Here is an 8,838-nt window from a genome sequence, read left to right on the forward strand (position 1 = left end):
CGCGCCCCACGCTGCGCCCGCCCCGATCCCCAGGAGATCCCCGAACCAAGCGCGGTCGCCTCCGCCCCCATCGCCGCGGCCGGAGAAGGTGATGACAATGCCCGCAAAGGCGATGGCGATCCCAAGCCACTGGATTGGCGTCAGTCGCTCTTCTTCCACAAACAGGTGGAGGCCAAGCGCGGCGAACACGGGCGCCGTATAGAGGAAGATCGACATGTGCGAGGCGCTGGTGAACACCAGACCTTCGGCAAACAGCATGAACTCCAGCGCGAACAACACGCCGACCGCCAGCCCGGATCGCCAGATGCCCCCGCCAAGCGCCCGTTGTTCGCGGCGCAGCAGAATGACGCACAGAACCACCGCTGCCGCGATGGCCGATCGCAGCCCCACCTGGAACATGGGCGCCATGAAGGGGGCGGCGAGCTTTATGGCTACCTGCTGCGTGCCCCAGATCGCACATAACATGGTCATGGTGACGGTCGCCTTCCCGTCGATAGACTTGCGCTGATTCATGCTCACCTCACTTAGCCACGCATGTTTAACTCGCCTAAGGTGATCGATGCGTGGAAAGACGGCAGAACGTCCGAGGGTTTTGCTCGCTAATCGAAAGAAGGACGCAATGATCGCTACCAAGCTCGATGATCGTGATCGTGCCATCCTGCGATTGCTTCAGGAGGATGCCGGGCGCCCGCAGCGGGAGATTGCCGAAGCGGTCCATCTGTCCCCTCCTGCGGTTCAGCGGAGGATCGCAAGGTTGGAGCGAGACGGGATCATTCGCGGCACCGTCGCCGTGGTGGATTCCGCAGCGGTCGGTCTGTCGATCACCGTTATCGTGGAGGCGACGCTGCGGGACGATCGCTCAACAACCGTTGCGGAGGTAAAACGTTTTTTCCGCGATGCGACGGAGGTGCAGCAATGCTACTGCGTCACGGGGACAGCTGGGTTCATCCTAATTCTTCTGGTGCCAACCATGGAGGATTATGAGGCGCGCACCGCTCGCCTGTTTGCTGATAACGAACTGGTGCGATCCTACCGCACCATCGTCGTCCTTGATCGTGTCAAGACAGGCATGAGCTTACCGATCTAAGGTGTCGTGTCGGCCCTGGAATACCGATCTTTGTGGCGTCGGCAGCTGTCATTGTCTGCGGTTCGGAAGCGATCGTCCGCTTCCCACCCTTGCCGGTCGTCCACGATCGCCAAACCATCTCCTGAAAGCCGACCGGCAAGGGCGAGACCTGCGCAAACCCACCGCGTCATCCCGGCCTTGTGCCGGGATCCAGTGTTCCGCGAACCGGGCGGCGTGAAAGTGTGCGGCGCGGTCGATGCCGGCGCCGGCCCGGCATGACCAAGCGAGCGTCTGAGCGGGCTCGCACCAAAGCCGGGTGATCGCCGCCGCGTCGCGCCGTCAGCGCCTGCTCAACGGCCGCGGCGCCGGAGCGCATCGCGACCGATCCGCGCCTCTCCCCCGTTCGCACCGGGCCCGCCCGGGCACGTGCCGCCAGCCTCCCGCACCGCCACAAGGCAGACGCGCGGCGCGCCCGTTCACGTGCCGCAGAAGGTGGCGGCGACGCGCTCGTGCGGTTCGGGGGGCTGGGCGAGGTCGGCCGCATCCGGCTGGTCGGTGAAGGGCCGCGACAGCACGTCCATCATCCGGTGGAACGGTGCGAAATCCTCGCGCTGGACGGCGGCGGCGATCATCGCCTCGACCTGGTGGTTGCGCGGAATGAACGCCGGGTTCACCCGCTCCATCGCGGCGCGCCGGGCGGCGGCATCCTGCCCGTCCGCCGCCAGCCGCTGGCGCCAGTCGCGCGCCCAGTCATCGAAGGCGGTGGGATCGACGAACAGCGCGCGCACCGGCTCGTCCTCGCCCGTCACCGCTTTGGCCAGCAGGCGAAAGAACAGGGTGAAGTCGACCTGATTTTCCGTCATCCGCACCAGCAGCGCCTCGATCAGTTCGCGGTTTTGCGCCGCCGCCTCCGCGCTGGCCGAAGGCAGGCCGATCTTGGCCGAAAGACCGCCGAAATAGGCCAGCTCGAAGGCCGGCGGGAAGGCGGACAAGGCCGTTTGCGCCTCCGCCACCACCGCTTCCTCGTCGCCCTCGAACAGCGGCAGCAGCGTCTCGGCGAAGCGGGTCAGGTTCCACAAGGCGATGCGCGGCTGGTTGCCGAAGGCGTAGCGGCCCGCCCGGTCGATGGAGCTGAATTTCGTCGCCGGATCATAATGATCCATGAAGGCGCAGGGGCCATAGTCGATCGTTTCGCCCGATACGGCCATGTTGTCGGTGTTCATCACGCCATGGATGAAGCCGACGTTCAGCCACTTGGCGACCAGCGCCGCCTGCGCCGCGATCACCGCGTCCATCAGCGCGCGATAGGGATTTTGTGCCGTCTTTGCAGCGGGATAGTGGCGCGCGATGACATGGTCGGCCAGCAGCCGAAGCCCCTCCACATCGCCGCGCGCGGCGAAGAACTGAAAGGTGCCGACGCGGATGTGGCTGGCGGCGACGCGGGTCAGCATCGCGCCCGGGAGGAACTCCTCGCGCATGATCGCGTCGCCCGTCGTCACCGCCGCCAGCGCGCGGGTGGTGGGGATGCCGAGCGCGGCCATATATTCGCTGACCAGATATTCGCGCAGCACCGGGCCAAGCGCCGCGCGCCCGTCCCCCGATCGAGAAAAAGGCGTGGTGCCGGAACCCTTTAGCTGGATGTCGCGGCGCTTGCCCGCGCGGTCGATCACCTCGCCCAGCAGCACCGCGCGGCCGTCGCCCAGTTGCGGCTGGAAATTGCCGAACTGATGCCCGGCATAGGCCTGGGCGATCGGCTCCGATCCGTTGGCGATGGCGCGGCCGGAGATCACGTCCAGCCCCGCCGGGCTGTGCAGCCAATCGGGGTCGATCCCGAGATCCGCCGCCAGCACGTCATTCGCCGCGATCAGGGTGGGGGAGGGGCTTTCCAGCGGGCGAACCGCGGCAAAGAAGCGCGCCGGCAGGCGGGCGTAGCTGTTGTCGAACGCAATGGCCATCCGGCTGGAACCGCCCGCCTCCCCGCAAAGTTGCGTGTCGCTCCAAAGAGCGCCGCGCGATGGTGGATCACCGGCCCTCCGCGCGCAAGGCGCGATCCGCCGCCGGAAACTTTTCGCCGTTGTGCGATCCAAGGCCTCTTGATCAATGTGGCTGCGCCCCCATCTCGAGGCTGCGGACCGGGCCCCTCTGGCGCTCGTCTCAGGACGAGCGTGATGTCGGACCGCATCGGGTTAGCTCGATGTAGGCCTGGCTGTCTGCCGTTTCACATCTGCGCTGATCCGATCGTTCAATCATTGATTGGAGAGAGGCGTTGAGTTTTCTTCGTTACAATCTGACCCGCCTGCACGAGCGGCTGGATGAGCAGATCCGCACCGAGCTGAAGCGCCGCGTGCCGGATAGTTTGCGCCTGCTGCGGCTCAGGACATTGCGCCTGCGCGTCAAGGACAGGCTGCACGGCCTGACATGGCAGCCGCAGGCGGGCTGAGCCCCGCCGCCCGCATCATCATTCCATCATCAACGCACGGCCGCGAGGCGCGGACCTGTCCGCCGCCCGGGCAAGCTCCCCGCGCGGCCGTGCGTGCATCGAACAGGCAGGAACATCATGACCCTTATTCCCACGCTCGCCATGGCCCTGGCGGCCGCTCCCGCCGCTCCCGCGCAGCCCGCCGCGCACAGCGTGTCCGTCGCGCATCCGGCGGGCGCTGCGGCGGCGGAGTATCGCGGCGAGATCGACGTACGCCACCGCCAGGTCGGATCGGCCGCGCCGGGCGGCCGGCCATCGACGCTGCGCTGCATGTGGACCGCCAGCATGGAGGTGAACCGCACCGCCACCACCGCCGCCGGCACGCTGGCCGCGCGCAGCTTCGTTCAGGACAATGTCGCCAGCGGCAGCCGGCCGGGCTGGTGCAGCGCCAATCGCGCCGCGATCGCGCGTGACGTCGCCAGCCGCCTGGGCGATGCCAGCCGTCATCTCGCCAGCGCGGCGGCGGCCGATCGCGGCGTGCTGCTCGCCGACCTCGACCGGCTGGCGCAGGGCGCGCCTGGCAACTGATCCCGCTCCCGCCGCGGCGCGCGCCGCCCCCTTCCCGGCGCGCCGCGGCATGGGCCCCCCGCTTCCTGGCTGATCCCGCCGCCGATGCGCTTCTCCCCTGCGGCGCGCGGCGGCGGCGGCCGGGGGGCGGGGCTGGCCCCCCTCCCGCGCGACGCACATCGATAGGTGATGCCCGCCGCTTGCCCGCGCGCCTGCCGCTGCTAGGGTCGCAAGCGCCGGCACCAGAGGAGACCCGCTTTTGCCCCAAGCCCGGATGGTCAGAAAGCCAGCGGATTATTATCGCAGCCCGGAAAACAGCATCGGCTATCTGACGCGGCTGGTATTTCGCAATTTCTCGCGCGTGCTCGAGAAATACACCCTGCAGCATGACATTTCCGCCGGCCAGTGGCGCTTCCTGCGGCAATTGTGGATCGCCGACGGCATCACCCAGCGCGAGCTGAGCGAGCGGGTCGGCATGCGCGAGCCGACCACGGTGGTCGCGCTGAAGGGGCTGGAGGCCGCCGGCCTCGTCCGCCGCGAAAAGAGCGAGATCGACCGGCGCAAGATCTACATCCACCTCACGCCCTTCGCCCGTTCGCTGGAGGAAAAGCTCGCCCCGCTGAACGCGGAGGTACACGCCATCGCGACCGCGGGCATGAGCGACGAGGAAGTCGAGACGCTGCAACGCCTGCTGCGCCAGGTGATCGGCAACCTCGCCGAAGAAGCCCGCAAGCTCCCCACCGTCACCGACGTGCGCGCCTGATCGGCAGCGGGCAGAGGTCGCCCGCCGCCGGGGCGATGCTTTATCGGATCCCCGTCTTCAAGCCAGCTCCTCGGCGAAAAGCGGGCCCAGCCGGCACGCGCAGCCGCGCAATCCAGAACCGAGATGACGCGCCACCTGTGGTGCCATCAGCCCGGCGCAACGCCAGGAACAAAGCTGGGGTTTGATCCACGCAGATTAACGCCTCCCCGGCGAAGGCCGGGGCCCAGTTGCGCGACAAAGCTGTCAGGCACACCGCATTCTACCAACGCTCTCCCACCTGGCCCCGAGCTTCACCAGGGAGGTGCTTCCACGAGCCTGGATCAAACCCTAACGCCCGCGTCGTCCCTGCGCGCCGACCAGCGCCTTGGCCAGCAGCCGCCGATGCGCCTTCGCCTCCCGGTCCAGCGGGATCGCGTAGAGCTGCTTCAGCAGCGCGACATCGCTCGGCGTCGCCGTCGCCGGCGGCGCCGTCTCCTCGAACAGCCCCAGGATCGAATCGGGCGGCGGCGGCGTCGCGGGGCGGAACTCGGCCAGCGCGACAAGCGCGGCGTAATCGCCCAGCGCGTGCGCATCGTTGCGCTGCCCGATGCGGTTCACGTCGATCACCACCGATGCGCCGATGATCGCGCGTGTCGCCTGCGAGGAGATCGCGCCTTCCTTGTATCGCTGCTGCACGCCGCCTTCGCCCATCGGCAGGCCACCGCCGCCGATCCCGCCGGCCACCTGAACGAACACCGGCTGCAGCGACACGGGCGGCACGCCATCGGCGTCGCCTGTCTTGATGACATGCCACCAGCGGACCGGCGCATCACCGCCCGACAGCGCGTCGCGCCACGGCGGCGGCACGTCCCGGAACTGATCGGGCGCGCGCGCCATCACGCGGCGTGTCAGCCCGGGCGCATCATCGGTAAAGGTGACGATCGCATTGGCGGTGCAGGGGGCAGGCGCCAGCAAAGCGCCCACCTCGCGCGCCAACATGCTGATGCGCTGGTGAACGATCGCGGCGGTTTCCGGCGCGACACCGACGATCTTGGGGCAGAGCGGGACGATCCAGCGCGCGGCGGGCTGCTGGCCACGCGCGATCCCGGTGGCGTGGACGAACGCTCTCGCCCGCTCGCGTCGCTCCTTCATCCGGGCGCCGACCACGACGACATCGCCCGATGCCGCTGTCGTGTTGGCGGCTGCCTTGTCCTGCGCCAGAACGGGTGCCGCCGCGATCAGCGATGGCAGCAGCAATGGCAATGTGAGCAGCAGGCTACCGCTTCGAGCTTTTGCCAGACGCACATGCCGCATGTCCGTTCGCCCTGATTGTTGCGCCATATCGTGATGCCCTAATGCGCGCGATCGCTCAATGCGGGCGACAGGGTCACCCTGCTTCGCCACGGCCCCGCCACGCTCCCATGCGCGCCATTCGCCGACGCGGCCCCGACACGCCTGACAGGTTGCGCCGCCCAAGGGCTTGTGGCAGCGCCACGCGCGGGATAGCTTAGCTATCTAAGCTTCCGGGGGAATGCGTTGATGGGGCCACTTTCCGATATCCGAGTCGTCGAGCTGGGACAGCTGATCGCCGGTCCCTTTTGCGCGCAATTGTTTGGCGACATGGGTGCCACCGTGGTGAAGATCGAACCGCCGGGATCGGGCGATCCGATGCGCCAATGGGGCGCGGGCGATCCGCCGGTGTGGTGGGAAGTGATCGCCCGCAACAAGCGCTCGGTCGCTGCCGATCTGCGCACGCCGGAGGGGCAGGAGATCGCCCGCCGCCTGATCGCCGGGGCGGATGTGCTGGTGGAGAATTTCCGCCCCGGCACTCTCGAAAAATGGAATCTCGCGCCCGCCGATCTGTGCGCGGCCAACCCCCGGCTGATCGTGGTGCGCGTGTCCGGTTATGGCCAGACGGGCCCCTATTCGGATCGCGCCGGCTTTGGCGGCATCGGGGAGGCGATGGGCGGCTGGCGCGCGCTGGTCGGCTCGCCCGATCGGCCGCCCTCGCGGCTTGGCGTGTCGATCGGGGATAGCCTGGCGGGCACCTATGGCTGCCTTGGCGCGCTCGCCGCGCTGCATGAACGGCAAACCAGCGGCCAGGGCCAGATCGTCGATGTCAGCCTGTTTGAATCGGTGCTTCAGGTGATGGAAGGGCTGGTGCCCGAATATGCCGCCGCCGGCCATGTGCGCGCGCGCAGCGGATCGGTGCTGAAGGGGATTGCGCCCTCCAACGTCTATCCCTGCCGCGACGGCGAGCTGCTGATCGCGGCCAATCAGGACGCCATCTTCCGCCGCCTTGCCGCCGCCATGGGCCGGCCCGAACTGGCGGACGATCCGCTTTATGCCACCCATGTCGCGCGCGGCCAGCATCAGGATGTGCTGGACGCGATGATCGCGGATTGGTCGCGCGGCTATGACGTGGCGGCGCTGGAGGCGCTGATGGCGGATCATGCCGTGCCCGCCGGTCGCATGTTCGCCGCGCGCGACATGCTGGCCGATCCGCATTTCCGCGCCCGCGAGGCGCTGGTGGAGGTGGAAACGGAGCGGCACGGCGCGCTGCCGATGCAAGGCGTCTTTCCGCGCCTGTCGCGCACGCCCGGCGGCATCGCCCGCGCGGCGCCGGCCACGGTGGGCAAGGACAGCGCGGCGCTGCTGGCGGAGGCGGGCTATGACGCCGCCACCATCGCCGATCTGCGCGCCCGCGGCATCATCTAGTCGGTGGCCGGCCGCACGCTCCTTGATCGTATCTGGGACAGCCATCTCGTCGCGCAGGACGGCGGGGAGGCGCTGCTCTACGTCGATCTCCACCTGCTGCACGAAGTCACCTCGCCGCAGGCGTTTGCCGGGCTTCACGCGGCCGGGCGGGCGGTGCGGGCGCCGGCGCGCACGCTGGCGCTGTTCGATCACAATGTCCCGACCGAGGGGCAGGAGCGCGGCATCGCGGCCGTCGCCGATCCGGAGGCGCGGGCGCAGCTCGGCCGGTTGGTCGAGAATAGCGAATGCCACGGGATCGAGCGGTTCGCGATGGGCGATCCGCGCAACGGCATCGTTCATGTCGTCGCGCCCGAACAGGGCCGCACCTTGCCCGGCTCCACCATCGTCTGCGGCGACAGCCACACCTCCACCCATGGCGCATTCGGGGCGCTCGCCTTCGGCATCGGCACGTCGCAGATCGAACATGTCCTCGCCACCCAGACGCTGCGGCTGCGCAAGCCGCCGGCCATGCGCGTCACCATCACCGGCGCGCTCGCCCCCCTCGTGTCGGCCAAGGACGTGGCGCTGGGCGTGCTGGCGGCGATCGGCGTGGATGGCGCGATCGATCATGTCATCGAATTCGCCGGCCCGGCGGTCCGCGCTTTGTCGATGGAGGGGCGCATGACGCTGTGCAACCTTGCCATCGAGATGGGCGCGCGCTCCGCCCTGATCGCGCCCGATGCAGTGACGGTCGCCTATCTCGAACCGCGCATCGGCGGTGCGCCGGACTGGCCCCGTCGCCGGGCGGCCTGGGCGACGCTGGCGAGCGACGCGGATGCGGTGTTCGACCGCGAGGTGACGCTCGACGCGGGGGATCTTGCGCCCATGATCTCCTGGGGCACCACCCCGGCGCAGGTGGTGCCGGTCGGCGGCCGGGTGCCCGATCCCGCGCTGGTAGCGGACGGCGCGGCGCGGCGGGCGCAGGAGCGTGCGCTGGCCTATATGGATCTTCGCCCCGGCCAGCCGATCGCGGGCCTGCCGATCGACCGCGTCTTCATCGGTTCGTGCACCAACAGCCGGATCGAGGATCTGCGCGCCGCCGCCGCCATCGTGCGCGGCCGGCATGTCGCGCCAGGCGTTTCCGCCATGGTGGTGCCCGGCTCGGGCCTGGTGCGCGCCCAGGCGGAGGCGGAAGGAGTCGCCGCCACCCTTGTCGCCGCCGGCTTCGACTGGCGCCAGCCCGGCTGCTCCATGTGCGTCGGGATGAACCCCGATCGACTGGCGCCGGGCGAACGCTGCGCCGCGACGTCCAACCGAAATTTCGAGAACCGCCAGGGCACCGGCGGG

9 protein-coding genes are annotated in these 8,838 nt (G+C 69.0%); 6 read left to right on the forward strand and 3 right to left on the reverse strand.

Annotated elements, in window-relative coordinates; all coding sequences use genetic code 11:
- Window positions 1-513 (reverse strand): DMT family transporter (locus AX702_RS17815; protein ID WP_156455578.1); only part of this gene is annotated, 513 nt, incomplete at its 3' end.
- A gap of 106 nt (window positions 514-619) precedes the next feature.
- Here AX702_RS17815 and AX702_RS17820 point away from each other — a divergent pair.
- A complete protein-coding gene (locus AX702_RS17820; RefSeq protein WP_066781795.1) occupies window positions 620-1,087 on the forward strand; it encodes an Lrp/AsnC family transcriptional regulator in 468 nt (155 codons plus the stop codon).
- A 455-nt stretch (window positions 1,088-1,542) separates the two neighbouring features.
- On the opposite strand, the gene AX702_RS17825 is transcribed toward AX702_RS17820, so the two are convergent.
- Window positions 1,543-3,021 carry a protein adenylyltransferase SelO gene (locus AX702_RS17825; protein WP_066781796.1) on the reverse strand — a complete coding sequence of 493 codons (1,479 nt, stop codon included), beginning with the start codon at window positions 3,019-3,021 and terminating at the stop codon, window positions 1,543-1,545.
- A 311-nt stretch (window positions 3,022-3,332) separates the two neighbouring features.
- Between AX702_RS17825 and AX702_RS21795 the strand changes: the two genes are divergently transcribed.
- The 3 genes from AX702_RS21795 (at window position 3,333) to AX702_RS17835 (ending at window position 4,815) form a co-directional block, all read left to right on the forward strand.
- Window positions 3,333-3,506, forward strand: coding sequence for a DUF465 domain-containing protein (locus AX702_RS21795; RefSeq protein ID WP_082746346.1), 174 nt, complete (start codon window positions 3,333-3,335; stop codon window positions 3,504-3,506).
- Window positions 3,507-3,623: 117 nt separating this feature from the next.
- Window positions 3,624-4,073, forward strand: a complete 450-nt coding sequence (locus tag AX702_RS17830) for a hypothetical protein (protein ID WP_156455579.1) — start codon at window positions 3,624-3,626, stop codon at window positions 4,071-4,073.
- A 238-nt stretch (window positions 4,074-4,311) separates the two neighbouring features.
- Window positions 4,312-4,815: a MarR family winged helix-turn-helix transcriptional regulator gene (locus AX702_RS17835; protein ID WP_231731932.1), complete on the forward strand. Its 504-nt coding sequence runs from the start codon at window positions 4,312-4,314 to the stop codon at window positions 4,813-4,815.
- Between the two features lie 327 nt (window positions 4,816-5,142).
- On the opposite strand, the gene AX702_RS17840 is transcribed toward AX702_RS17835, so the two are convergent.
- A complete protein-coding gene (locus AX702_RS17840; protein ID WP_156455580.1) occupies window positions 5,143-6,108 on the reverse strand; it encodes a hypothetical protein in 966 nt (321 codons plus the stop codon).
- 225 nt (window positions 6,109-6,333) lie between these two features.
- On the opposite strand from AX702_RS17840, the gene AX702_RS17845 reads away from it, so the two are divergent.
- Entirely contained in the window at window positions 6,334-7,512 is a 1,179-nt protein-coding gene (locus tag AX702_RS17845; protein ID WP_066781800.1) for a CaiB/BaiF CoA transferase family protein, read from the forward strand.
- A 3-nt stretch (window positions 7,513-7,515) separates the two neighbouring features.
- Window positions 7,516-8,838, forward strand: a 1,323-nt coding sequence (gene leuC / locus AX702_RS17850) for a 3-isopropylmalate dehydratase large subunit (RefSeq protein ID WP_066781801.1), incomplete at its 3' end; no start/stop codon positions are given.

Source organism: Sphingomonas sp. CCH5-D11, from assembly GCF_001557395.1.
GTDB lineage: Bacteria > Pseudomonadota > Alphaproteobacteria > Sphingomonadales > Sphingomonadaceae > Sphingomonas.

Coding starts and splice junctions, on each gene's coding strand:
- AX702_RS17820 (WP_066781795.1), top strand. CDS start 620: ATGATCGCTACCAAGCTCGATGATCGTGATCGTGCCATCCTGCGATTG.
- AX702_RS17825 (WP_066781796.1), bottom strand. CDS start 3,021: ATGGCCATTGCGTTCGACAACAGCTACGCCCGCCTGCCGGCGCGCTTC.
- AX702_RS17830 (WP_156455579.1), top strand. CDS start 3,624: ATGACCCTTATTCCCACGCTCGCCATGGCCCTGGCGGCCGCTCCCGCC.
- AX702_RS17840 (WP_156455580.1), bottom strand. CDS start 6,108: ATGCGGCATGTGCGTCTGGCAAAAGCTCGAAGCGGTAGCCTGCTGCTC.
- AX702_RS17845 (WP_066781800.1), top strand. CDS start 6,334: ATGGGGCCACTTTCCGATATCCGAGTCGTCGAGCTGGGACAGCTGATC.